The organism is Acidovorax sp. GW460-11-11-14-LB4 (assembly GCF_059423685.1).
The window spans coordinates 67,901-90,540 of sequence record NZ_JBWKYJ010000008.1 but is presented as its reverse complement, the minus strand read 5'-3'; the positions used below and the strand labels follow the sequence as shown (position 1 = coordinate 90,540).

Below are 22,640 nucleotides of genomic sequence, written 5' to 3'. Positions count from 1 at the left end.
GGGATGGGGGGCTCACGGGGCGCATGGGGCTCCTTGGGCGCAATGGACAAAGGGACTGGGATGCTAGCAGCCAGGCAGTGAGCCGCTGGTGGTTCACAGCACCAGAGGCACCTCCGCCGCCAAAAAGTCATACACCGCCCGGATCTTGCGGCTGGTGCGGATCTCGCGGTGCACCGTGAGCCAGATGGGCAGATCGGGCAGGGGCAGCATGGGCAGCACGGCCACCACGTTCGGGTCGGTGCGGGCCAGGTAGTTGCCCACAAAGCCAATGCCCAGCCCTGCGCGCACAGCCTCCCAGTAGGCCATGAGGTCGTCGGTGCGGAACGCGAAGTGCCCGCGTTCCACCGGATAGCCCATGGCGGCAAAACCTTGCTGGATGTCCTCGTGCCGGTCGTTGCCCACCAGCTCGTGCTGCAGCAGGTCGGGCGGCTGGCGGGGTGTGCCCTTGCGGCGCAGGTAGTCGCGGTGGGCGTAGGCGCCCAGCGTCACCGCGCCGATCCGTTTGGCCACCAGGCTGGCCTGGTCGGGGCGCACCATGCGCAGTGCGATGTCGGCCTCGCGCCGCAGCAGGTTGGTGACCTGGTTGCTGGCCACCAGCTCCACCTGCACCTCGGGCAGCGCCTGGCGCATGTGCGCCAGCACGGGCGTCAGCAGCACGCAGGCCACGGGCTGGCTGGCGGTGATGCGCACGGTGCCCGTCACGCCTTCCTCCGCGCCCGACACGCTGCGTGCGAGCTGGTGGGCGCCCATCTCCATGGCGCGGGCCGATTCGGCCAGCCGCAGCGCCGTGGCCGTGGGCAGCAGGCCGCGCCCGGTGCGCTCAAAGAGCACCACGCCCAGCTGCGATTCCAGCTCGGCAATGTGGCGGCCGATGGTGGGCTGGCTGGCGTTGAGCGCACGGGCGGCGCCCAGCAGGCTGCCCTGGTCGAGTGCGGCCAGGAAGGACTGTACGAGGCTCCAGTCAAAGGTCTGGTTCATGGCAATAGCGTGCCCGCAATGGGATGGCAGGAGGGTGGTTGGAGGTATTCATATTTGCATTGCTGATATGAAAACTTAGCCAATTGTGTAACGGTGCTGGCGTTTTCACAATCGCTCCATCCCTTGTGAATGGAGCCCTCAGATGATCACCCACACCCGTTTTCCACACTCCACGGACAATCCCTCCACCGTGTTGATCCTGGGCGCCCGGGGGCGGCTGGGACTGGCGACCACCCGCGCCTTTGCGCAGGCTGGCTGGCAGGTGCTGGCACAGGTGCGCCCCAGTGCGCAGAGCGCTGCATTGCCCGCCATTCCAGGCGTGTGGTGGATGCCGGTGGCAGTGGAGGACACTGCCGCGCTGGCGGCCCAGGCGCAGGGCGCGCAGGTGGTGGTGCATGCGCTCAACCCTGCCTACACCCACAAGGCCTGGCGCGAGCAGGCCCCGGTGCTGATGGAGGCGGCCATCGCCGTCACCCGCCAGCTGCGTGCCACGCTGATGCTGCCGGGCAACGTCTACAACTTTGGCGAAGCCATGCCGCCCGTACTGCGCGAAGACACGCCCCAGGCCGCCACCGGTTTCAAGGGCCGCACGCGGGTGCAGCTGGAGCAGCGGCTGCAGGCCGCCACGCGACAGGGCGAGATACGTGCTGTGGTGTTGCGCGCCGGGGATTTTTTTGGCAGCGGCACGGGCAGCTGGATCGACCAGGCCATTGCCAAGGACCTGCCCCGGGGCCGCATCACCTGGCCCGGCCCGCTGGACGTAGCCACGCCCTGGGCCTACCTGCCCGACCTGGCCCGCACCTTCGTGCGCGTGGCGCAAGAGCGTGACCGGCTGGCCGTCTTCGAGTGCCTGCATTTCGCTGGGCACCACGTTACCGCGCAGCAGTGGCTGCACAGCTTCACGGCCATTGCAGCAGAGCAGGGCTGGTTGCCCGATGCGGGCGCGCTGCGGGTGAGCCAGTTGCCGTGGCCGCTGCTGCGCGTGATGGGGCTGGTGGCCCCCACGTTCGCTGCGCTGGCGGACATGCGCTATCTGTGGCGCACACCGCACCGTCTGGACAACACCCGCCTGCGCGCGCTCATCGGCGACGAGCCACACACCCCCTTCGATCAGGCCGTGCGCCAGGCGCTGGTCGATTTGGGGCTGGTGTCCACCCGTTCAATCCGCGCCGCGCTGGCCTGACCGCATCACCTCTTGAACCACCGGAGCATTCTCATGAACCGTCGCAACTTCATCCGTTTGGCAGGGGGTGGCACCATCGCCGCCGCCACTGCGGGCACGCTGGTCGCCTGTGGTGCCGTGGGCTCGCACTATCCCGCCGAGGCGGTGGAGGCCTGGAAAGGCCCGGTGGGCGAGACCGACCTGCGCCGCCGTGCCGTGGCCTATGCCATCACCGCACCCAATTCGCACAACCTGCAGCCCTGGCTGGTGGATTTGCGCGAGAGCGGTGTCATTACCCTGCGCACCGACCCTGCGCGGGTGCTGCCACAGACGGATCCGTGGGGGCGCCAGATCCTGATCGGCCACGGCGCCTTTCTGGAGCTGCTGGTGATGGCGCTGGCTCAGCAAGGCGTGGCCAGCGAGGTGTTGCTGTGGCCGCAGGGCGAGATGCCTGCGGCCCTGAAGGACTGGGACGACCGCCCCGTGGCGCGCATCACCCTCAAGCCTGGTGGCCAGCCCGACCCGCTGTTTGCGCAGGTGCTGCTGCGTCGCACGCCCAAGACGGATTTCGATACCACCCGGGCCATCGCGCCCGGGGTGCTGGCCCAGTTGCTGGGCAGCGCACCGGCTGAAGCCCCGCTGCGCGTGGGCGGCACCGTCAGCGCCGACCAGTTGCCCGCGCTGCGCACGCTGTGCTGGGAATCTGCCCGGGTAGAGCTGCTCACGCCGCGCACCATGATGGAAAGCATCCAGCTCACGCGCGTGGGGCCAGGCGAAATCCTGCAGCACCGCGATGGCATCTCGATCAACTCGCCTTTTGTGCGCGCCGTGGACGCTTTGGGCATGTTCGACCGCACCCAGCCTCCGGCCGAAGGCAGCGCCGCCTACAAAAGCGCCATGGGGCGTTTTGAGGGCCATAGCCGCACGGCCATGGGTTTTGTGTGGATCACCGGCCCCAACACCCGCAGCGACCAGATCCGTACCGGGCGCCTGTATGTGCGCCAGCAGTTGCAGGCCACGGCGCTGGGTGTGGGCATGCACCCCATGAGCCAGGCGGTGCAGGAGTTTGCCGAAATGGCCCCGCAATTCGAGCACGTGCACCAGCTGGTGCTGGGGCGTCCAGCGCCGCGCACGCCCCAGGAGCCCACCGTGCAGATGTTCTGCCGCATTGGTTACCCGCAGGGCGAGGTGCCTGCCACGCCGCGCAGGCCGCTTGCGCGTTTTGTGCAGGCTTGATTCCGAGGAGGGCAGCACCTGCGCAAAGGGCTGATGCAGATCAACCTCCGGCCACAAGCTGGCGCGCTTTGCCGCTGCTTCACACACTGTTCAGGTGGCGTTCATCGCGGGTTTCTACAGTTGCTGCATTGCAACAAATGGTGGGGACTGGTGATGTGGAAGAAGGTCTTGGGGGGCTCCCTGGTGCTGGCATGTACGGCGTGGCTGCTGGCTCTGTGGGTGCCGCAGCCTGCGCCGCCCGCGTGGGGTGATGTCTGGTGGTGGCGCAACCAGCTGATCCTGCTCAGTGGGGTATCGGCCTGGGCCCTCATGTCGCTGATCATGGTGCTGGCCGTGCGGCCCGCGTGGCTGGAAAAGCCGCTGGACGGCCTGGACAAGAGCTACCGCCTGCACAAGTGGGCGGGCATCGGCGCGATCGTTCTGGCGTTGCTGCACTACGGGCTGCAGCTGTCGCGCAGCCTGCTGGCTGACTGGGTAGGCCGCCCGGTGCGCACGCCGCGCGCGGATTGGTGGCTCAACACCTTCCGCCACCTGGCCGAGGAGATGGGGGAGTGGGCTGTGTGGTTCCTAGCGGCCATGCTGGTCATCACGCTGTGGCGGCGGTTCCCGTACCACGTGTGGCGTTACCTGCACAAGCTGCTGGCCTTGGTGTACCTGGTGCTGGCCTTCCATGCCGTGGTGCTCACGCCGCCCGCCTGGTGGCAACAGCCTGCAGGCGTTCTGGTGGGCCTGTGCACGCTGGTGGGGGCGCTGTGCGCCGTGCGCTCGCTGGCCGGGGCCATCGGGCGCCGCCGCCGCCATGCAGCGCGTGTGGTGGGCGTGTCGTCCCAAGGGGTTGGGGTGCTGGAAGTGACCTGCCAGGTCAGCCCCGCCAGTGGCTGGAAGCATGCGGCCGGTCAGTTTGCGTTTGTCACCTTTGGCCGCGCCGAAGGGGCGCACCCCTTCACCCTGCTCAACGCCGACCAGGGCGACGGCGTGCTGCGGTTTGCCATCAAGGCGCTGGGCGATCACACGGGGCAATTGCCCCTGCAGGTGCAGCCGGGCCAGACGGTGAGCATCGAGGGGCCGTATGGCTGCTTTGACTTTCGCAGCGACAGCGCCACCGAGCAGGTGTGGGTGGCCGCAGGCATTGGCGCCACGCCGTTCATGGCCTGGCTGGAGTCGATGCAGTCCACGCCCGCGCTGGCGCCCCGGGTGCACCTGCACTACTGTGTGCGCCATGCGGGCGAGGCGGTGTTTACCGAGCGCATGGCCGCGCTGTGTGCCCGCTTGCCCAGCGTGACGCTGGAGATCCACTACAGCAACGACACTGGGCCCGTGACACCCGCAGCGTTGCTCGCAGGCACCAGCCCGGCGGCGAGTGTGTGGTTCTGCGGACCGCAGGGTTTTGCCGAGGCGGTGCGCCAGGGCATGGAGCAGCTGGGGCGCTCGCCTGCGCGCTTTCACCAGGAGCTGTTCCAGATGCGCTGAGGCGGGTTCTCCGCGCCGCAGCGCTATGTGGTGCCGGTGCGGTCCGTGGGTGCCAGGTACTCCCGCACCAGGGCCCGCGCGCGGTGCAGGCGGCTTTTGGCCGCCTCGCGCGTCACGCCCAGCCGCTGCGCCATTTCCTCAATGGTCAGCTCCTCGAAGTCGCGCATCAGCAAGGCCTCGCGGTACAGGGGCGGCAGCGAGTCGATGGCCAGGGCCAGGTCATGGCGCAGCTCGTGGTCGGGGCGGTGCGACCAGGCGAGGTTGTCTTCCACCTGTGCCAGCGGCTCGCCCTTGAGCCAGGCCAGCATGGGCTGCATGCACAGCCGCTGCACGATGCGCACCACCCACCCGCCGAACGCCGCCACCTCGCGCAGCGCGGCCACGCGGCGGTACACGATGATGAGCGCCTCCTGCACCACGTCGTCCGTCGCCGTGGTGGCGGCGCAGTGGCGCAGCGCATAGCGGCGGATGTCGGGACGGGTGAGGCGCAGCAGCTGCTCCATGGCCGCCGCGTCACCGCTGCGTGCAGCGGGCAGCAGCTGGGCCACGGTGGGGGCTGGGTGGGTGGTGGCCATGGGCGTTCACTCGACAGGCTTGCGGCCCACCATGGCACAGGCTGGGCAGTAGCCAAACGCGCCGCTCAGGATGCTGCCAACACCCGAGGAGGCCAATGCCAGGGCCAGGGGCGATGCGGACATCCACCACAGGCCTGCAGCGATGAGGGCGACGCCCCCTGCAACGCGCAGCAGGCTTTCGGGGCGGGTGATGTTCTTGCGGTACAGCATGGTGAAAAACTCCTTGGTGGGGAAATGAAGGCGCCGGCACGGGGCACCTTCCCTACCAAGAGCGGCTGGTTGCGCAAAAGGATTCATGGGTTGCAAAAAATTTTTGCCTGCCACCACCCGTCACCGGAAATGGTCGAACGAGGCGTAACGGTTCTCCACCGCCTGTCCCTGCGCGTCCACCAGCCTCAGGCCTGGCTCAGCCAGCACGGTGCCGATGCGGGTGACGGGTGTGCCGCTTGCCTGCGCCGAGGCGGCCACCGCGTCACGCCGCGCGCGCGGGGCGGTGAAGGCCAGCTCGTAGTCGTCACCGCCCGCCAAGGTGCATTGGTGGACCAGTTCAGGGTCCAATGGGCTGGTTGCGCTAGTCGAATATGCCTTTGCTGCTATCAAATGTATAGTTTTTGAGGTGTCGATACAGGCCCCTGCCCCCGAGGCTTGGAGGACGTGCGACAGGTCGCCCAGCAGTCCGTCGCTCACATCCATGGCGCTGGTGGCCACGCCGCGCAAGGCCAGGCCCAGGGCCACACGCGGGGTGGGGCGCTCCAGCCGCTGGCGGGCGCGGGCGAGCACCTCGGCGGGCAGGGCGATGTGGCCGAGCAGCGCCTCCAGCGCCAGCCTGGCGTCGCCCAGCGTGCCACTCACATAGATGTCGTCGCCGGGCTGTGCGCGGCTGCGCAGTAGGGCCTGGCCGGTGGGTACCTCGCCAAACACGGTGATGCAGATGTTGAGCGGGCCCTGCGTGGTGTCGCCGCCCACCAGCTCGCAGCCGTGGGCATCGGCCAGCGCCAGCAGCCCGCGCGAGAAGCCTGCGAGCCAGGCCTCATCGACCCGGGGCAGCGACAGGGCCAGCGTGAACGCGAGCGGCTTGGCACCACACGCCGCCAGGTCGGACAGGTTCACGGCCAGCGCCTTGTGGCCCAGGGCTTCGGGGTCCACGTCGGCAAAGAAGTGGCGGCCCTCCACCAGCATGTCGCTGCTGATGGCCAGCTGCATGCCGGTGCGCGGTGCCAGCAAGGCACAGTCGTCGCCCACGCCCAGCACGGCGTGGCGAACGGGGCGCGTGAAGTAGCGCGCAATCAAGTCAAATTCACCCATGCCCCGATTGTGAGTGGGATAAGAGCGGGCAGCTGGTGGAGGGGCGTGCCAGATTCTCAGCCGGCTGCCGCGCCGCGAAAGCGCTGCGCTGCCTGGCGGCTTACCTCGGCCAGCAGCTGCTCTTCGCTCTGGCGCTGGCGCAGCCAGCGGGCATCGTTCTGCCCCGCCTCGACCTCGGTGCGCAGCATATGCATGGCGCTTGATGCGCCCTGTACGGCCGCGTGGCCTGCGATCTTGTCCATGGTGCTCAGGATGTGCTCGCGCAGCGGCATGTGGTCGCCCGTGGCCGGGTCCACATACACCGCGTCCATGCCAAACCGGCAGGCCTGGAAGCGGTTGTAGGTGTACACGAGGTAGTCGTCCTCTTCAGGCATGAAGGGCTGGTCCGCCAGGAACCACGCGCCCAGCGACTGCACGTAGCCTGCGAGGGCCGCCGCGCGCTCGATGGTGAGCGGCGTGTCGAACACGCGGATCTCGATGGTGCCGAACTCGGGCTTGGGGCGGATGTCCCAGTAGAAGTCCTTCATGCTCTTGACCACGCCCGTGCGGGTCATCTTGTTGAAGTAGGTCGTGAAGTCGTCCCAGGTCAGCGCCATCGGGGCGCGGCCCGACAAGGGGAACGCAAACACCGAGTTGAGCCGGGCCGAGTCAAATGCCGTGTCCTGCCCTTGCACATAGGGGCTGGACGCCGACAGCGCAATGAAGTGCGGGATGTAGCGCGACATGCGGTGCAGCATCAGCAGCGCGGCATCGGCATCCGGGCAGCCAATGTGCACGTGCTGTCCGAAGATGGTGAACTGCTTGGACAGGTAGCCGTACAGCTCGGACAGCTCGCGAAAGCGCGGCTTGTCGTAGATGCGGCGCTCGTGCCACTGCTGGAACGGGTGCGTGCCGCCGCCCACCACGGCAATGTTGAGCTTGTCGGCGCTTTTGACCAGCGCATCGCGGATGGGCGTAAGCTGGCCCAGCACCTCGCTGGCCGAGTGGCAGATGCCGGTGGAGATTTCGATCATGCTGTTCGTCATCTCGGGCACCACGCTACCGGGCAGCGGGGTTTTCTTCATGAGGCGCAGCATGTCCTCGGCGTAGGGCGCCAGGTCGTAGTCGTTGGTGTTGACCAGCTGCAGCTCCAGCTCGACGCCCAGCGTCAGCGGCTCGGAATGGGTGAAGGCTTCAAGACTCACGGGGGGACTCTCCGTTGTTGTTGCTGCGGGTCAGGGGTGCCCAGGGTTTGGAGCTTTCGCCCGCACGGTAAATGGCCACGGTGGCAATGACGGCACCAAATACCTCCATCAGCAAGATGGCGGGCAGCGCCACACCCGCGATCACATGGCCGGTGGAAGGCGACGCGAGCACAAACTGCGATGCGATCAGCAGGGCGATGGAGGACATGGGGGTCATCGCGCAGCCCACCCACAGCGCCTGCTTCCAGCTGGCGCCGCTGCCCACATTGCCCAGCGCAACGCCGGTGGCCTTGGCCAGCAGGCGCACGGCAATCAGGGCCAGCACCACACCGGCCACGGGCGCGCTCCAGTCGGCCTGCGCTGCCACGGTGGAAACCAGCACGAACATCAGCATGGTGAGCAGGGACGATGCATTGCCCAGCTGCCGTGGCCAGGCCCAGGGGCGCGGGTTGAGCTGTTTGAGCAGCATGCCCCCCAGCAGCGCGGCCAGTGGTGCCGAGCCCCCCATGTGAGCGGCCACTGCCGTGCCTGCAGCCACCAGGGCCAGGAACAGCATGGAGGTGTTTTCGCTGGTGGGGCTCATGAAGCGCAACGCCATGCGCAGCACCAGGGCCAGCACGGCGGCCACCACGATCGATACGCCCAGCACCACCACCACGGGCGAAACGGCCTCCAGCACGGTGAGGCTCTGGCGGTTGATGAGTTCTGCCTTGGCGCTGCCCAGGGTCAGGGCATACAGCGTGGAGAGTGTGGTGAGCACAATGGCGCGTTCGGTCACCGGGCCGGCGGCACGGGTGTCGGCCACCACACGGGTCAGCACTGCAGGAGATGCCGCCAGCGCCACCAGGGCCAGCGGGCCAGCCGCCTGGGGCGGCAGCTGCAGCCACACCAGCACCCAGTACACCGCGAAATAGGTCAGCACCGATTCGGCAATGCTCTGCACCAGCACCATGGGGTTGTGGCGGAACCAGCGCAGCGGGATACGGCCGCCACATTCGAACAGCACAATGGCCACGCCCAGCTCCAGCAGGAACAGGCCAATGCCCTGCAGCGGCCAGACTGCACCGCTGAAGCCTGCCAGGCCGGCTGCCGTGCCCACCAGCGAATAGCCCACCACCTTGGGCAGGCCGGTGTGGCGTTGGGTGAGATAGCCTGCCATCGCGGCTACCGCCAGCAGCAGTGACCATTGCACCGTGGGCAGCCCGGCCGAGGGGCGCAGCCACTGCGCCCAAAAGCTCAGGATTTCATTCATGTCATCGGACCTCTGCGTCAGACGGGCGCTGCCCGTTGGAGTGGAGGCCCCGGCGCACAGGCCCTCCGCAGATGGGACGGGGTGCGCTGGGGCGTTGGGCCCTTGAATTTACAGGCGGAAACACTCCGCCCTTGTAGGACAGAGGCGGCGGTTTCGCCTCAGCCCTGTGCCGTTGTCGCCAGTGGCCCCCGCCGCTCGGGCACAAAAAAGCTCAGCGGCGCGGTGCGCAGGCGGGCGCGGATGGCGGCATAGATGCGCGAGCGGTCCACGCCGCTCACGTTCTGTGCACGCAGCGCCAGACTGAAGGCCAGATAAAAGCTCACCGACACATTCAGTGCGCCCAGGAACGGGAGCGAGGCTACTGCCCACCAGAACGCGGGCAACTGCAGCACCTGCAGACCCAGCGTGGCGCCGGCGGCCGCCACCTGCCCGGTGGAGAGGGTGACGTGCCGTACATCCAGCCCCAAGCCGAAAAACGCAGCGAAAGCAGGCACCAGGCCCAGCATGAAACCCAGCGAGATGTTGGCCGCAAAACCCGACAGGTTCTCGCGCAGGAAGCGCGCCCAGCGCGCGGCGCGCTCGGCACCCAATAGCCCGGTGATGCGCGGGTTGTAGTGCAAGGCCGAGTCCATGCGGTGCAGCACAAACCAGTTCTCTGTCCAGCCCGCGATGATGCTGGAGGCAAACAGCAGCACCCCGGTAAAGGCGGCAAAGAACAGCGACGGCCCCAGCAGGTGCAGGGACTCGAACACATGCTCGGCCTGCTTCTCGCTGATGGCCGGGTGGCCCGTGGCCAGTGCAATCAGTGCAGCCAGCGCCAGCACGGCCGGGAACACCACCAGCACATTGCCCAGCACAGCAGCCACCTGCGAGCGCACCAGGTGCGTGATCTCGTCCACGAACGACTCGATCGCATCGCCGGTGCCCAGCTCCTTGAGCTTGGCCGCCATGGCAGGCGCGGTCATGGCAGGTTGTTTGGTGGCCACCGTGAAGTGCAGCAACTGGATCAACACAAAGCTCACGGCATAGTTGATGCCCGCCATGAAGCCGCCCCAGAAGGCCGAGAGCGCGAGCGCATACAGGCCAAACTTGATCAGTGTGGTGAAGGCCATCAGCGCACCGCCGCCTGCCGCCTTGCGCAGCATGGAGCGGTATTCGGCACTGGTGCGGGTGATGTAGTGCTCGCCCGTTTCGGCGCTGCGCTCGGCCACCTTGGCCGCCAGCAGCGAGGAGTTGGAGGCCAGCAGCGCGCGCAGGCTGCGCCGCTCTTGTCCCACCATCACCAGCTGTGCCATGAGTTGCGCCGCAGTGACTGCGGGCTGCGCTGACAACAGGCAGTCGAGCAACACGCGCACGCGCAAGATGCGCTCGCGCAGCTGCCGCAGCCGGAACACCAGCCCCACCGAAATGCCGTTGTCCTCGAAATGCGTATAGACGGTGGCAGCCGCCGCGCGGCAGGCCTCCAGGCGTTCGCGCAGGCGCTGGGCGGATGCGTCCAGCCGGTCGGGTGTGCGCAGCGCGTGCAGCACCTCGACCCGCAGGCTTTCCACGTCGCGGATGAGGGCGTGGAAGGGTTGTGCCTCCCGTGCAGATTCGCTCATGCGCAGTCGCAGTTCGGGTGCAAAGCCGGTCGAGAGGATTTGCCCTGCACAGTAGGTGATGGCATCCAACAAGGCGCGGTGCCAGCGTGTCGCGCCGCCTGGGCGCTCATCGGCGTTGTCCTGGGCCAGCAACATCACCAGGCGGTTCAGGGTGGCTTCATCCAGTGCGGCCAGCCATTGCGCGTCGAACGCACTGGGCAAGGCCAGCATGAACAGTTCGGACGCATCGATGGTCTCTGGGCTGCCCGGCAGCAGCTTGGTGCGCAGGCGTTCGGCCATCTCGCTGACCAGGGCGGTGCGGGGTGCAAAGCCAAAGTCCGCCAGCAAGGTGGTGATGTCTACCTGGTCCACCAGCGTCGCCCACCAGGCCTGCAGCCGCTGCTGAATATCGGGCCGCGCCGCGACCGCATCGATGAAAAGCTGCACCCGGCCCACCGCGGCAGGCACCGAATCACGCTTGCCGCGCACCCAGTCCAGCAGGTGGATGAGCCACAGATGGCGATGGGCCAGGTCGGCGGCAGGGTCCAGCGCCGCCAGCAGGTGGGCCAGGTCTTTGGGCTCGGCGGAATTTTTCATGGGTGGCCTGCTCCCACAGGAAAAGCCGCCCATCCGATGGATAGCGGTCCCATGGAGGGGGGGGCATGGGGGCTGTGGGAATGGTTCTTCAATGCAGCACCCGGCCGCTCAGGGGCTCACCCGACGGGCCGTGGCTGATCGCCTCCAGCACGAACAAGGGCACCGGGGTATTGAAAGGCTCGCCATCTTCGGCCACGCAATGGAAGGTGCCGTGCATGGTGCCGCTGGAGGTGCGCAGGCGACAGCCGCTGGTGTACTGGAACGACTCACCCGGCTTGAGCAGTGGCTGCTGTCCCACCACGCCCAGGCCCTTGACCTCTTCGGTGTGGCCGCGCGCGTCGCTGATGATCCAGTGTCGCGAGATCAGCTGGGCGGGCGCGTCCCCTGCGTTGGTGATGGTGATGGTGTAGGCGAAGCTGAACACCCCGGTGTCCGGCGCAGACTGCTCGGGCAGGTATTCGGGCAGCACTTCCACGTCAAACTGGTACTTTGGCATGGGCCGCATGGTAACCGTGCCGCCCTCTGTGTGGGCAATTCCCACGTGCCAAAACCCCAGTGGTTCTGCGCTTTGCGACAATCGGGGGATGAGCCGCACATTCCAAATCGCCCCCTCTATCCTTTCCGCCGACTTTGCCCGCCTGGGCGAGGAAGTGCGCAATGTCATTGCCGCTGGCGCCGACTGGATTCACTTTGACGTGATGGACAACCATTACGTGCCCAACCTGACCTTTGGCCCCATGGTCTGCCAGGCCTTGAAGCCCCACGCCAAAACGCCTGCGGGCGTGGCCGTGCCGATTGACGTGCACCTGATGATCCAGCCCGTAGATGCCTTGGCCGCTGCCTTTGCCGACGCGGGTGCTGACTACATCAGCTTCCACCCCGATGCCTCGGGCCATGTGCACCGCAGCATCCAGGCCATCCGGTCCAAAGGCGTCAAGCCTGGCCTGGTGTTCAATCCTGCCGAACCTCTGGACGTGCTGGACTGGGTGATCGACGACATCGACCTCATCCTCATCATGAGCGTGAACCCCGGCTTTGGCGGCCAGAGCTTTATCGACTCCGCGCTGCGCAAGATCGAAGCTGTGCGCAAGCGCATTGATGCTTCTGGCAAGGACATTCGTCTGGAAGTCGATGGCGGCATCAAGACCGACAACATCCGCCGCGTGGCTGACGCGGGCGCTGACACCTTTGTCGCGGGCAGCGCCATCTTTGGCAAGCCGGACTACCGGGGCGTGATCGACGCGATGCGTGTGGCCTTGGGCTGATCGCCTGGGTCGCTGCGAAGATTGGGCGCGGATGCCTTTGTGACAGACCGCACCTAATAGGGGGTCAGGCTACTGTTGCGCAGGCACGGTGATGGTCGTCGTGGTCGATTCGCGCAGCACGCCGCCGCCGGATACCGAGCCACTCGCCGGGCTGCTTTGCACGCGGCGCATGCAATCCGCCTGGTCAGCAGCCGTCTGGAAAGCTGCACAACGCTGGGTGGCGTTGTCGGTGGCGGCGGCTCCAGGGTTGCTGAGATCGCCCTTGCGGGAAGCGTCCAGTGCGTTGTTGGCCTCGCGCAGGCAGGTGGCCAGGCTGTCCTGGGTGTTGTTGGTCATGCACTTTTCCCGCTCCTGCTCGTAGCGTGTCCGCGCGTCCTGCGGCGGCGTTTGAGCGGATGCGCCCGCACAGGCCAGCAGCAATGCCGCAGTGAAGATAGAGGTGGCAAAGCGAAGGCGTTTCATGGAGGGCTCCTGAGGCAATGGCAGACGATGGTCTGAACCTATGCCTGCAGGGTAGGCGCCGGGGCCATGTGCCCCTGTCGGACAGAGCCGCCCTTGCCCGTGCGCGCGCTTCGCGTCTTGGGCTGGGTCAGCCCAGTCGCTGAAAGGTCAGGATGAAGGCCACGCCATCAGACGTGTTGCGCGCATTGATGGTGCCGCCCATCTTGGCCATGTAGGTTTTGGCCACAAACAGCCCCTGGCCCCGGTGCTCGCCCTCGCCCAGCGGGGCGGGGCTGGCGGGGTCGGAAACGCCCAGCTCAAAAATCCGCTCCAGCAGTTCGTCTGCAATGGTGGAGCCCTGGTTGTGCAGCGTAGCGCTGGCGGTGGATTCCGACGCCGTGAGCGTCAGCCTGATGGGGCTGCCTGTAGGGCGATAGCGGTCGGCATTGCGCAAGATGTGGGTCACCACGTCTTCGAGCGCAAACTCATCGGCCCGCACGATGACCGGGCCAGGGTGGCTTGGGCCCAGGTCGTACACCACATCCAGAATGCCCGCAAAGTGGGCGTTGTCGGCCACGTTGCGCAAGAAGGCATCCAGGTCCAGCCGCCCCTGGGGCACATCGGCGGCCTGCAGCGCTTCGGCGGGCGATGCCGTGCCATACAACACATGGATGGCCTGCTGCATGCGCTGCACATAGCGGTGGCCGGGGTCTTGTGGGCCGTTCAGCGCCATCAGCGACTGCAGGGGCGACATGATCTCGTGCCCTACGGCGTGCCACATGTCGCGCTCTTGTTGGGCGCGCAGCTGCTCGCGCTGCAGGTCGTCCTTCACGCGCTGCAGCAGGTCGGCCAAGCCACCGGCCAGAATGCCCAGCTCGTCCGAGCCGCGCAGGTCCGACACATCCAGATCGCCCAGCCGGGGGCCGGTGTGGCCAGGCTGCACGTTGTACGACACGGCGGCGGCGCGGCGGGTCAGGGCCGTCACGCGGCGGATCAGGCCCACCTCGACCACCAGCCAGGCCAGCGCAATGGCGCCCAGCATGGCACCCAGGTACCACGACAGGCGCGTGGCCACGGCGGCCAAGCCTTGCTCCACGCCGCGCAGGTGGCCGGTGAAGTTGACCACGTAGTTTCCCGTGGGCGTGTCCAGAATGTCCAGGGCCGTAGGGGCGGCGGGCGTGGCTGCTGCCGGGCCCACGCCTGCGGCCTCCAGCGGCAGCCAGCGGATCAGGCGCAGCAGCCACGGTGCAGATGGATCGGCCTGCACTTCGACGCCCTTGAGGGTGATGGCGCTGGCTTCGTCGCTGCCCATTTTGCGGATCTGCACACGCTCGCCCGGCAACAGGCTGCGCGAGAGGTCGCCCAGCGATGCGGCCAGTTGCGCGCCGGGTGCGTCGCTGTCGAACAGCGGCTTGGTTTCCTCGCCCGGCGCCAGCATCTCCACCCGCACACGCATCTGCCCCAGGTCTTCCGGCGGCCAGACCAGGCGCTCGTCTCTGCGGAACAGGGCTTCGCGGAACAACTCGACTGGCAGGCGGATGGAGTAGTGGGTGCGGCGCAGGCAGTCAGTGGTGGTGGCCTCGCCAGCGGGCGAGCTGGCCGATGGGTGCGGCAGGTCGCGGCATTGGCCGTTTTGCCACAGCCAGCCGCGAAAGTCGCGCACCGGCCGCGCGCGGGCGTCGAGCAGCGGCGTGCCGTTGTCCACAAACCCCGTCAGGCGCCCGCGCACAGCCGCGCTGCCTTGTGGGGGCATGGCCTCATACGGAGCAATCCAGCGGTAGGTGGCGCCTCGCATGTCCAGGGAGATGCGCGCACGGTGTGCCTCGGCGGGCACCAAGGCGCCGCGTTCGCGGGGTGTCAGCTCGCCCGCATAAAAACTGCCCACCAGGTAGATGAAGCCGCCCGCATAGGGGTTGTTGCCAATCGCCGCGCACACTGAGGCGCCATCGGGGTACTGCACGGAACACCCCGCCATCTCCACGGCCTGTTGCGATTTTTGGGGATCGTCAAAGTCGATGGCGGCGTAGGGCAGCAGCAGCGGCGCCAGCGGCGTCACGCCCTGGCCGAGGTGGCTGGCGTTGAGCAGCGCCAAGTGGCCCGAGGGGTGGCGCAGCCGCGCCATGACCTCTGCCTGGCTACGCACAAAGCCATGTTGGTAAGCCTGCCAGGCGCGCTCTTTTTCGTCCTTGAGCACTACCACGCTCAGCACCACCGTGGCCAATGCCAGCAGCACGAACACCCCGCGCACGAGGATGCGCAGGCGGAACGCGGGCAGGCCCAGTCTAGGCATTTCCAGCGCGGGGCGGCGCAGCAGGCGCTTCATTTGCCGACCCAGCGGAACCCGCGCATGGGCACGTTTTCTATTCCCTCAAATCCAGGATCGACTTCGCGCAGCGCCTCGCGAATGGTGCTCACATGCTTGCGCACGTTGTCACGATTGCGCCCGCTTTTCACCACCTCGAACAGTTCGTCATACGACACCACCTCGCCACTGCGCTGGTGCAGCGTGGCCAGGATGCGCTGGGCCGTCAGTGGCAGGTTGATGCGCTCGCCGCGCCAGGTGGGGGTGCGCTGCCACAGCGGGTCCAGCACCAGTGCATCACCCACGGGGGCGGAGGGCGCGCTGGCTGGGGCCTGGGCCTGTGTGGTACGCAGGATGTCGAGAAAGGTCTCAATGAAATCGGCCTCTTCGAACGTGGTTTTCTGCAGGTAGTCCCACGCGTCCAGCGCCTTCATGATGCTGCGGTAGATGGCCGCGGGCATGGCCGACACCACCAGCACCGGCGTGCCCTGGCGCAGCTTGTTAATGGCGTTGATGAGGGCCACGCCCGCATGGCGCTCGCGGCCTAACTCAATGTCCAGCACCACCGCGTCGTAGTGCTCGCGGGCCAGCGCGGCCTCGGCCTCGTCGCGGGTGAACCACTGGTCGATGACGATACCGCTCTTCGCACTGCGTATCCACCCGGCCAACTGGTTGCTGGTGGGCAGGTCATCTTCGATCACGGCAATGCGGGTCATGGGCAGGGCGAGGCAGTAGAGGGGTGGGCGGATTATCCCGGCGCCCCGTTCTGGGCGGTGTGAGTTTTTCTTCCGGGACCGGAAGGTTCGTGCGACCGGTGTGAGCGCATTGGGGGCTGCGCCGCATTGTTGCTTCCGGGGTGGATCCGAACAATCGGTCCTCAATGAGCAAGCCACAGCGGCGGCTCAGAAATGACAACAACACCGAACCAACCCGAGAGAGAAACACCATGAAAGCCACCTGGAACCGCATCGTGCAGACCCTGAAGGGCCGTCGCTCTACCCCGTTGTCCGAAGCCGGCATGGAGCCCGTGCTGGACGCTGAATCGCAAAGCCCTGTGGCAGCCGATGCATGCGGTGCCGATGGCCCTCGACTGAACTGGGCCTATCTGCTGCCCACCGCACGCACCGTGCGCTGGTTGACTGCTGGCGCTATGGTGGCCGTCGCAGGCCTGATGGTGGTCCGCAATCCGCCGGTGCAACACCTGGCGCAAGGCGACCTCGGTGTGCGCCTGAACCAGTTCACCGGTGCCGTGAGCCTCTGGCGCGATGGCAGCGTGTGGGTGGTGCCCGGCCTGCACACGGTGCGCGTGTTCTCGCTGCGTGACCAGAGTTACCGCCCCGAAGCCATGCGCCAGGCCACGGGCAGCGCGCCGCTGCAGTCAGTGGAAGGACTGTCGCTAGGCCTGGACCTGAGCGTGCGCTATGCCCTGGACCCCAACTCGCCCGCCGTCAAGGCCGGCAACCTGCCCGACAACGTGGGCGTCGACATCGTGGAGCCCGCCGTGCAGGGCCTGGTCTACAAGGTGTTTGCCCGCTACACGGTGCGTGAAATCTTCTCGTCCAAGCGCGCCGAAATTGCACAGATCATCGAAACCGAACTGCGCGCCCGCCTGGCGGCCGATGGCGTGACGCTGCGCAGCCTGCAGATCGGCAAGGTGGACCTGCCCGCCGAATACCGCCGTGGCATGGACAGCCTGCTGGCCGAAGAGCTGGCGTCCGAAAAGATGCGCTACACGCTGGAGCTGAAAGACAAGCGCGTGAAGGAAACCGAGCTGGACGCCAACGCCGACAAGGTGCGTCGCGAAGTGGCCGCCGAAGCCGCCGCGCGTGAGCAGGTCATCGCCGCCAAGGCCCAGGAAGATGCCATGAAGCACGTGCTGCCCTTCAAGCAGCGCCAGATCGAACAGCGCCAGCTGGAGGCCGAAGCCGAGCGTGTGGCCCGCGTGAAAGCTGCTGAAGGCGCCGCCCAGGCCCGCCGCATCGAAGCCAACGGCGAAGCCGACGCCCGCCAGAAGCTGGCCGAAGCCGAGGCCTACCGCATGGACCGCGTGGGCAAGGTCAATGCCGAGCAAATGGCCCGCGAAGGCGCACTGGTGACCAAACACCCGCTGCTCATTCAGAAGACGCTGGCCGACAAGCTCTCGGACAAGATCCAGGTCATCATCGCGCCCCCGCCCACCAATGGCGACTTCATCGGTGCCGCGCTGCTGGGCGGTCAACGGAATGCCCAGGCCGGGGCCGCACAGGCTGCAGCCGTGGCCGACGACGCCACCACCACCCAAGCCGTGGAGCAGTGAACATGAACGCGACCTTCGCAACTTTGTTGGCAGCCGTGGCCAGCGCCGCAGTGACCGTGGTGGCCGAGGCCGCCCCCCAGCCATCGCCCAGCGCCCAGGGCAGCGCCATCGTGGTGCAAGACCAAGCCAACCTGCGCGCTGCACCGCGCGATGGTGCCCAGCAGCAGGCCAGCCTGTGGCAGGGCGAAGTGCTCGAAGTGCGCGGCGAACGCCTCGACTATTTGCAGGTGTGGGACCACAAGCGCGAGCGCGGTGGCTTCATCCGCGCCAGCGATGTGCGCCGCGTGGCCCTGACCGAGGCAGAAGGCCCCGCGCTGCTGGCTGTGATGCGCTTTGTGCAGGACACCCCGGGCGCCGAAGCGCTGGGCATTGGCCTCACCGCCGCGTACCTGCAAGCCGCGCCCGCCAAGGCCCTGGCGGGTGTGGAGGGTGCCCAGGCTTTCGATGCCCTGGGCACCTTTGCCGACCGTCTGGCGCGCCGTGCCTCGGTGGCCGTGCCGGGCAAGGCCTCGGGTGCCGCGCTGTCGGCCCATCTGGATGTGGCCAACGGCTACGGCGTGCGCTTTGCCACCTACGAGGTCGAAGGCCGCATGCAGGTCTGCTACGAGGGCGAGGCCTTTCGCCGCCTGCTGGCCATGCCCGTGGCCGATGCCGAGCAGCGCGCCCGTGCCGTCCTGGCGCTGACCCGCCCCGAATGCATCAACCCCGACCTGCCCGCACACGAGCGTGCCAAGGTCACCGCCTGGCAGGCGGAGGTGCTGGAGCGCGTGGACGTGGCGAGCCTGCCCGGCTACCTGCGCAACCGCGTGCAGATGCGCCGCGCCAGCGTGTGGGGCGCCGCGGCCTTCCAGCAGGCGCGCAAGAACGCGGCCGACCCGGCTGTGGCCGCAGCCGCCGCACGCGCCCTGACGGAATTCACTGGCGTGAGCAAGGCCGACCTGCCCGACGAAGACCAGAGCGCCTACAACGACGCTGCCATGCGGGTGAGCGCCGTACGCTGGGCGCTGGTGCCTGCTGCGGCGCCTGTCGCGACTGCCGCCGGAGCCCGCCCCACGCTGCTGACTGAGCCTGGCGCCCCCGGCGAAACCTGCGTGCTGCTGGTGGACGCGCAGCACAGCGCCAAGGCCCCGCTGCTGCGCCGCTGCACCTACGGCGTGGTGTGGACTGCATCGGCCAGCACCAACCGCGAAGGCACAGCCTTGGCCCTGGCCGTGCAGCCCATGGAAGGCTGGCGCGAGCTGTGGGTGCTGCGCAAAACGGAAGGCGGCTGGCTGGCCGACGTGCTGCCGCCCGCCGCCGCCACGCCCGAGACCGGCGTGGCCGAATGGGCGGGCTGGGTGCCCGGCGGCCAGCAGATGCTGGTGGCGCGCGAAGCCCGGGGCCAGGGCCGCTACCGCAAGAGTTTTGAGGTGGTGCGGCTGGAGGGCTTGACCACCGAGCGCGTGACGGGCGATGTGGCAGCGCTGCCCCTGTTCCAGCGTTGGCAAGACCCTGCGTGGAAGCGCGAGACGCTCAGTCTGCGGTGAACGAAGCAAGGCAGACCAGGGGAGGATTTGACGGGTTCCGTAAACTTGGTCCCGTCTTCTCTTTCCGAATGCTTGCCCAATGTCTCTCGCCGTTACCCCCTCGCTGTCCACATTGCTCACCGGCGTGGACGCCGCCATCATCGACCTGGACGGAACCATGGTGGACACCATGGGTGATTTCAACGAGGCACTGAACCGCATGCTGCGCGAACTGGAGCTGCCGTCGATTGCGGCACAGACCATCGAGCACATGGTGGGCAAGGGGTCGGAGCATTTGCTGCGTTCAGTGCTCCACCACGTGCTGGCGCAGATAAATCATGCCTCTATTGCTACTGAAATTGAAGCGTTGTATCCATCGGCCTGGGCCAGCTACCAACGCCACTATCTCGCCATCAATGGCCAGTATGCCGGGGTATATGACGGTGTGGAGGCGGGGCTCCAGGCTTTGCGCGCCCGGGGTCTGCGTCTCGCCTGTCTGACCAACAAGCCCCGGGACTTTGCGCTGCCCTTGCTGCAGTCCAAGGGGCTTGACGGCTATTTCGAGAAGGTCTTCGGTGGCGACTCGTTCGAGCGCAAGAAGCCCGATCCGTTGCCTTTGCGCAAGACCTGCGAAGCGTTGGGCACCGACCCCGCGCGCACGCTCATGGTGGGCGACTCCAGCAACGATGCGCAGGCCGCGCGGGCTGCGGGCTGCCCGGTGGTGCTGGTCACCTATGGCTACAACCACGGCCAGCCCGTGCGGGCCGTGGATGCCGATGGTTTTGTGGATGCGCTGGCGCAGCTCGCCTGAGCTGGCCGAGCCTGCCTGTTCAGGCAGTCAGCTGGCGTGGCGCCACGCTGCGGTAGTCCAGACGTGATGACGCGGGGGGATTGCTGCGCACGGGGGCGGGCGCGGTGCTGCTGGGGCGCGTGGCGTTGTCCGAGAGGCGGAACACTGCCACGGCATCCACCAGCTGGCCGGCCTGGGTCTTGAGGCTGTCGGCGGCGGCAGCACTTTGTTCCACCAGGGCGGCGTTTTGCTGGGTGGCCTGGTCCATCTGCGTGATGGCCTCGCCGACCTGTGAGACGCCCTGGCTTTGTTCGCTGCTGGCGGCGCTGATTTCGCCCATGATGTCGGTCACGCGCCGGATGGCGCTGACCACTTCGGTCATCGTGGCGCCGGCCTTGTCCACCAGGGCCGTGCCGCGCTCCACGCGTTCCACGCTGGTCCCAATTAGACCCTTGATCTCCTTGGCGGCCTCGGCGCTGCGTTGCGCCAGGCTGCGCACCTCGCCCGCCACCACCGCAAAGCCCCGACCCTGTTCGCCCGCGCGCGCAGCCTCCACAGCCGCGTTCAGCGCCAGGATGTTGGTCTGGAAGGCGATGCCGTCGATCACGCTGATGATGTCTGCGATCTTGCGGCTGCTGTCGTTGATGCCCTTCATGGTGTCCACCACCTCGGCCACCACATCCCCGCCCTGCACGGCCACGGTGCTGGCGCTCATGGCCAGCTGGTTGGCGGTGCGGGCGTTGTCGGCGTTCTGGCGCACGGTGGAGCCCAGCTCTTCCATGGAGGCTGCGGTTTCTTCCAGTGCGCTGGCCTGCTGCTCGGTGCGGGCACTCAGGTCGTTGTTGCCTGATGCAATCTCGGCACTGGCCGTGGCCACGCCCTCGGCACTGTTGCGCACGTTGCCCACGATGGTGGCCAGGCGCGATTGCATGGTGGACAGTGCTTGGAGCAACTGGCCGGTTTCGTCATTCCCACTGGTGGTAATGGGGTGGGTCAGATCGCCATCTGCAATGCTTTCGGCGGCTTGTTGGCCTTGCTGCAAGGGGCGCACGATGGAGCGCGTGACGGTCAGGCCCATCAATGCGCCGAGCGCGACGGCCACCAGAGTGCCTACACCCAACAGCACCTGGCTGGCTTTGGCCAGGGTGGATGTGTCTGCCTGGCTTTCGGCCAGCTGGGCGGCCATGGTTTTGCGCAGGTCGTCGAGGGATTGAAGGTATTTGTCGGCCAGCGGGCGCAGGTCCTTGTCCACGAGGGCGGGCACGTTGGGTTCGCCACCGCGGTGCAGTTCCCGGATTTCGTTGAGCTTGTCGTTGTAGGCCTGCCGGGCCGTCGCAATTGCTGCCAGAAGCCCCTTGGCCTGGTCGCCTTGCACCAGTGCCTCAATGCGCTTGACCTTGGCTTCCATGCCCTTCGCCGTCGCCTGGGTGTCGGCGGTGAGCTTGTCCATGTAGTCGCGGTCGATGGCCTTGAGGAAGGCCTCGGTGCGTACCCAGTTCAGGCGGATGTCCGACGCCCAGTCCTCCACAAGGGTTTGCTGCTCGATCTCCTGCGTGGCGACGCGCTCGCTGGCACTTTGCAGGCTGGCAATGCGCCACATCCCTGTGGCCGCAATGAGAGCCGTGATGAGAAGAATGGCACCGAAGGATGCGCTCAGGCGCAGGCCGACGGAAAGGTTGCTGAGTTTCATGGTGGTGTCTGGCGCGTAAGGGGGCTGGGGGCAGAAGGGGCGTTACAGACGGCTCGTTGCGGGGCGCGGATAGCGCACAAAGCTCGGTTCAGGCCGTGGCCTCGGGCGCTGCGGGTGCACGCAGCGGGAGACCGGTTGTCGCGTTGTCAAAAAGGGCTGGAAAGGTTGGGCAATGGCTGGGGCGGGGACTGAGGCACAGGCTACTCCCGGGTAGGGGGCGCGTCTGTCGGGCGCGCGACAGCCTTTGCCGGGAGGGCGTGGGTGTTTGCCCTAGGACAACTAGGACGATGACTGGGCGGTCTTGCCCAGCAACGCGTCCTTGAGCTTCCAGTCAGCTGGCGCATTGCCCAGCCAGATACCCAGCAACGCGTTGAAGAACTCGGGTTCCTTGAAGGGCTCTCCCTGCGGCTTGCCCTTGACGGTGATGATGGTGCCGGTACCCGGAATCCAGTCGATCTGGAACTGGTCTCCCGCCACCAGCTTCTTGTGGTCCGAGAAGATCTGGCTCATGCGGAGCACGCCAGGAATGAGCTTGGAGAATGCCGCGCGGTCCATGTTGTCCTCCATGCCGCGCGAGAACAGCTTGCCCAGCTCGGTGGAGTCGATGTCGCGCAGCATGGTAATACTCATGCGCTTGGGGCCCTTCTGGGCCATGACGTCGGCGGGTGTGCCGGCTTTCTTTTCGAGATAAAGCCCCGCCGTGTATACCTTGAACACTGCCTTGTAGCGCACCCCTGCGCCATTGAGCTGCAGGGTGCTGCCGCTCAGGCTGGCGGTTTCTTCGTATTTCACGTCGGCCACGGTAATGGGCTGGGCAATGGCACTGGCTGCCAACAGGCAAGCTCCCGCCATCACAGCGCATCGCGTCAGGAATTTCATGCGCAGCTCCTAAAAAAGAACGGTCGTTCGTTTCAAATTGTTGCAGCGCTCCTGTCGGGCCGCAACAGGGTTTTCGAGCGGTTGTGCGATCTCGCTGTGAGGGCTGTCAAATCAGCCCGCTAAAAAAGCTTTG

Annotated in this window: 20 protein-coding genes; 7 read left to right on the top strand and 13 right to left on the bottom strand. The window is 67.0% G+C overall.

The window, feature by feature from the left end; genetic code table 11:
- Nucleotides 1-93 precede the first annotated feature (93 nt).
- The gene (locus AC07X4_RS05880) at nucleotides 94-978 is read right to left on the bottom strand and encodes a LysR family transcriptional regulator (protein WP_494739520.1); all 885 of its coding nucleotides are present in this window, start codon (nucleotides 976-978) and stop codon (nucleotides 94-96) included.
- Between the two features lie 142 nt (nucleotides 979-1,120).
- Here AC07X4_RS05880 and AC07X4_RS05875 point away from each other — a divergent pair, with 142 nt between their 5' ends.
- The 3 genes from AC07X4_RS05875 (at nucleotide 1,121) to AC07X4_RS05865 (ending at nucleotide 4,846) form a co-directional block, all read left to right on the top strand.
- The gene (locus AC07X4_RS05875) at nucleotides 1,121-2,161 is read left to right on the top strand and encodes an NAD-dependent epimerase/dehydratase family protein (protein ID WP_494739519.1); all 1,041 of its coding nucleotides are present in this window, start codon (nucleotides 1,121-1,123) and stop codon (nucleotides 2,159-2,161) included.
- A 33-nt stretch (nucleotides 2,162-2,194) separates the two neighbouring features.
- Nucleotides 2,195-3,376, top strand: a complete 1,182-nt coding sequence (locus tag AC07X4_RS05870) for an Acg family FMN-binding oxidoreductase (RefSeq protein ID WP_494739518.1) — start codon at nucleotides 2,195-2,197, stop codon at nucleotides 3,374-3,376.
- A 153-nt stretch (nucleotides 3,377-3,529) separates the two neighbouring features.
- Complete coding sequence (locus AC07X4_RS05865) at nucleotides 3,530-4,846, top strand: ferredoxin reductase family protein (RefSeq protein ID WP_494739517.1); 1,317 nt, start codon at nucleotides 3,530-3,532, stop codon at nucleotides 4,844-4,846.
- Nucleotides 4,847-4,869: 23 nt separating this feature from the next.
- Here AC07X4_RS05865 and AC07X4_RS05860 read toward each other — a convergent pair whose 3' ends face one another.
- From AC07X4_RS05860 to apaG, 7 genes are all read right to left on the bottom strand, one after another.
- Entirely contained in the window at nucleotides 4,870-5,421 is a 552-nt protein-coding gene (locus AC07X4_RS05860) for an RNA polymerase sigma factor (protein WP_494739516.1), read from the bottom strand.
- A gap of 6 nt (nucleotides 5,422-5,427) precedes the next feature.
- Nucleotides 5,428-5,631: a YgaP family membrane protein gene (locus AC07X4_RS05855; protein ID WP_494739515.1), complete on the bottom strand. Its 204-nt coding sequence runs from the start codon at nucleotides 5,629-5,631 to the stop codon at nucleotides 5,428-5,430.
- A gap of 120 nt (nucleotides 5,632-5,751) precedes the next feature.
- A complete protein-coding gene (gene thiL / locus AC07X4_RS05850) occupies nucleotides 5,752-6,726 on the bottom strand; it encodes a thiamine-phosphate kinase (RefSeq protein ID WP_494739514.1) in 975 nt (324 codons plus the stop codon).
- A gap of 56 nt (nucleotides 6,727-6,782) precedes the next feature.
- The gene (locus AC07X4_RS05845) at nucleotides 6,783-7,910 is read right to left on the bottom strand and encodes a YbdK family carboxylate-amine ligase (RefSeq protein ID WP_494739513.1); all 1,128 of its coding nucleotides are present in this window, start codon (nucleotides 7,908-7,910) and stop codon (nucleotides 6,783-6,785) included.
- Complete coding sequence (locus AC07X4_RS05840) at nucleotides 7,900-9,162, bottom strand: cation:proton antiporter (protein ID WP_056065273.1); 1,263 nt, start codon at nucleotides 9,160-9,162, stop codon at nucleotides 7,900-7,902. Before AC07X4_RS05840 ends, AC07X4_RS05845 begins: the two co-directional genes overlap by 11 nt.
- A 158-nt stretch (nucleotides 9,163-9,320) precedes the next feature.
- A complete protein-coding gene (gene tlpB, locus AC07X4_RS05835) occupies nucleotides 9,321-11,339 on the bottom strand; it encodes a transporter-like protein TlpB (protein ID WP_192422365.1) in 2,019 nt (672 codons plus the stop codon).
- Nucleotides 11,340-11,427: 88 nt separating this feature from the next.
- Nucleotides 11,428-11,835 carry a Co2+/Mg2+ efflux facilitator ApaG/CorD gene (apaG, locus tag AC07X4_RS05830; RefSeq protein ID WP_056748068.1) on the bottom strand — a complete coding sequence of 136 codons (408 nt, stop codon included), beginning with the start codon at nucleotides 11,833-11,835 and terminating at the stop codon, nucleotides 11,428-11,430.
- Between the two features lie 88 nt (nucleotides 11,836-11,923).
- Between apaG and rpe the strand changes: the two genes are divergently transcribed.
- Nucleotides 11,924-12,604, top strand: coding sequence for a ribulose-phosphate 3-epimerase (rpe, locus tag AC07X4_RS05825; RefSeq protein WP_099731931.1), 681 nt, complete (start codon nucleotides 11,924-11,926; stop codon nucleotides 12,602-12,604).
- Between the two features lie 69 nt (nucleotides 12,605-12,673).
- On the opposite strand, the gene AC07X4_RS05820 is transcribed toward rpe, so the two are convergent.
- The 3 genes from AC07X4_RS05820 to AC07X4_RS05810 all read right to left on the bottom strand — a co-directional run bounded on the left by AC07X4_RS05820 (nucleotide 12,674) and on the right by AC07X4_RS05810 (nucleotide 16,063).
- A complete protein-coding gene (locus AC07X4_RS05820; RefSeq protein ID WP_108497712.1) occupies nucleotides 12,674-13,066 on the bottom strand; it encodes a hypothetical protein in 393 nt (130 codons plus the stop codon).
- A 127-nt stretch (nucleotides 13,067-13,193) separates the two neighbouring features.
- Nucleotides 13,194-15,368 (bottom strand): sensor histidine kinase, encoded by a 2,175-nt coding sequence (locus AC07X4_RS05815; protein WP_494739512.1) that lies wholly within the window; start codon nucleotides 15,366-15,368, stop codon nucleotides 13,194-13,196.
- The gene (locus AC07X4_RS05810) at nucleotides 15,365-16,063 is read right to left on the bottom strand and encodes a response regulator transcription factor (RefSeq protein ID WP_056747842.1); all 699 of its coding nucleotides are present in this window, start codon (nucleotides 16,061-16,063) and stop codon (nucleotides 15,365-15,367) included. Before AC07X4_RS05810 ends, AC07X4_RS05815 begins: the two co-directional genes overlap by 4 nt.
- Nucleotides 16,064-16,293: 230 nt before the next feature.
- Between AC07X4_RS05810 and AC07X4_RS05805 the strand changes: the two genes are divergently transcribed.
- From AC07X4_RS05805 to gph, 3 genes are all read left to right on the top strand, one after another.
- Nucleotides 16,294-17,643: an SPFH domain-containing protein gene (locus tag AC07X4_RS05805; RefSeq protein ID WP_494739511.1), complete on the top strand. Its 1,350-nt coding sequence runs from the start codon at nucleotides 16,294-16,296 to the stop codon at nucleotides 17,641-17,643.
- Between the two features lie 2 nt (nucleotides 17,644-17,645).
- Nucleotides 17,646-19,169, top strand: coding sequence for an SH3 domain-containing protein (locus AC07X4_RS05800; protein WP_494739510.1), 1,524 nt, complete (start codon nucleotides 17,646-17,648; stop codon nucleotides 19,167-19,169).
- A gap of 79 nt (nucleotides 19,170-19,248) precedes the next feature.
- The gene (gene gph, locus AC07X4_RS05795; protein ID WP_494739509.1) at nucleotides 19,249-19,959 is read left to right on the top strand and encodes a phosphoglycolate phosphatase; all 711 of its coding nucleotides are present in this window, start codon (nucleotides 19,249-19,251) and stop codon (nucleotides 19,957-19,959) included.
- A gap of 19 nt (nucleotides 19,960-19,978) precedes the next feature.
- On the opposite strand, the gene AC07X4_RS05790 is transcribed toward gph, so the two are convergent.
- Entirely contained in the window at nucleotides 19,979-21,628 is a 1,650-nt protein-coding gene (locus tag AC07X4_RS05790) for a methyl-accepting chemotaxis protein (protein ID WP_494739508.1), read from the bottom strand.
- A gap of 279 nt (nucleotides 21,629-21,907) precedes the next feature.
- Nucleotides 21,908-22,507, bottom strand: coding sequence for a chalcone isomerase family protein (locus tag AC07X4_RS05785; protein WP_015016056.1), 600 nt, complete (start codon nucleotides 22,505-22,507; stop codon nucleotides 21,908-21,910).
- Between the last annotated feature and the right edge of the window lie 133 nt (nucleotides 22,508-22,640).

Coding starts and splice junctions, on each gene's coding strand:
- AC07X4_RS05815 (WP_494739512.1), bottom strand. CDS start 15,368: ATGAAGCGCCTGCTGCGCCGCCCCGCGCTGGAAATGCCTAGACTGGGC.
- AC07X4_RS05875 (WP_494739519.1), top strand. CDS start 1,121: ATGATCACCCACACCCGTTTTCCACACTCCACGGACAATCCCTCCACC.
- AC07X4_RS05870 (WP_494739518.1), top strand. CDS start 2,195: ATGAACCGTCGCAACTTCATCCGTTTGGCAGGGGGTGGCACCATCGCC.
- AC07X4_RS05865 (WP_494739517.1), top strand. CDS start 3,530: ATGTGGAAGAAGGTCTTGGGGGGCTCCCTGGTGCTGGCATGTACGGCG.
- AC07X4_RS05790 (WP_494739508.1), bottom strand. CDS start 21,628: ATGAAACTCAGCAACCTTTCCGTCGGCCTGCGCCTGAGCGCATCCTTC.
- AC07X4_RS05785 (WP_015016056.1), bottom strand. CDS start 22,507: ATGAAATTCCTGACGCGATGCGCTGTGATGGCGGGAGCTTGCCTGTTG.
- gph (WP_494739509.1), top strand. CDS start 19,249: ATGTCTCTCGCCGTTACCCCCTCGCTGTCCACATTGCTCACCGGCGTG.
- AC07X4_RS05860 (WP_494739516.1), bottom strand. CDS start 5,421: ATGGCCACCACCCACCCAGCCCCCACCGTGGCCCAGCTGCTGCCCGCT.
- AC07X4_RS05880 (WP_494739520.1), bottom strand. CDS start 978: ATGAACCAGACCTTTGACTGGAGCCTCGTACAGTCCTTCCTGGCCGCA.
- AC07X4_RS05805 (WP_494739511.1), top strand. CDS start 16,294: ATGAAAGCCACCTGGAACCGCATCGTGCAGACCCTGAAGGGCCGTCGC.
- rpe (WP_099731931.1), top strand. CDS start 11,924: ATGAGCCGCACATTCCAAATCGCCCCCTCTATCCTTTCCGCCGACTTT.
- AC07X4_RS05800 (WP_494739510.1), top strand. CDS start 17,646: ATGAACGCGACCTTCGCAACTTTGTTGGCAGCCGTGGCCAGCGCCGCA.
- thiL (WP_494739514.1), bottom strand. CDS start 6,726: ATGGGTGAATTTGACTTGATTGCGCGCTACTTCACGCGCCCCGTTCGC.
- AC07X4_RS05840 (WP_056065273.1), bottom strand. CDS start 9,162: ATGAATGAAATCCTGAGCTTTTGGGCGCAGTGGCTGCGCCCCTCGGCC.
- apaG (WP_056748068.1), bottom strand. CDS start 11,835: ATGCCAAAGTACCAGTTTGACGTGGAAGTGCTGCCCGAATACCTGCCC.
- AC07X4_RS05810 (WP_056747842.1), bottom strand. CDS start 16,063: ATGACCCGCATTGCCGTGATCGAAGATGACCTGCCCACCAGCAACCAG.
- AC07X4_RS05820 (WP_108497712.1), bottom strand. CDS start 13,066: ATGAAACGCCTTCGCTTTGCCACCTCTATCTTCACTGCGGCATTGCTG.
- tlpB (WP_192422365.1), bottom strand. CDS start 11,339: ATGAAAAATTCCGCCGAGCCCAAAGACCTGGCCCACCTGCTGGCGGCG.
- AC07X4_RS05855 (WP_494739515.1), bottom strand. CDS start 5,631: ATGCTGTACCGCAAGAACATCACCCGCCCCGAAAGCCTGCTGCGCGTT.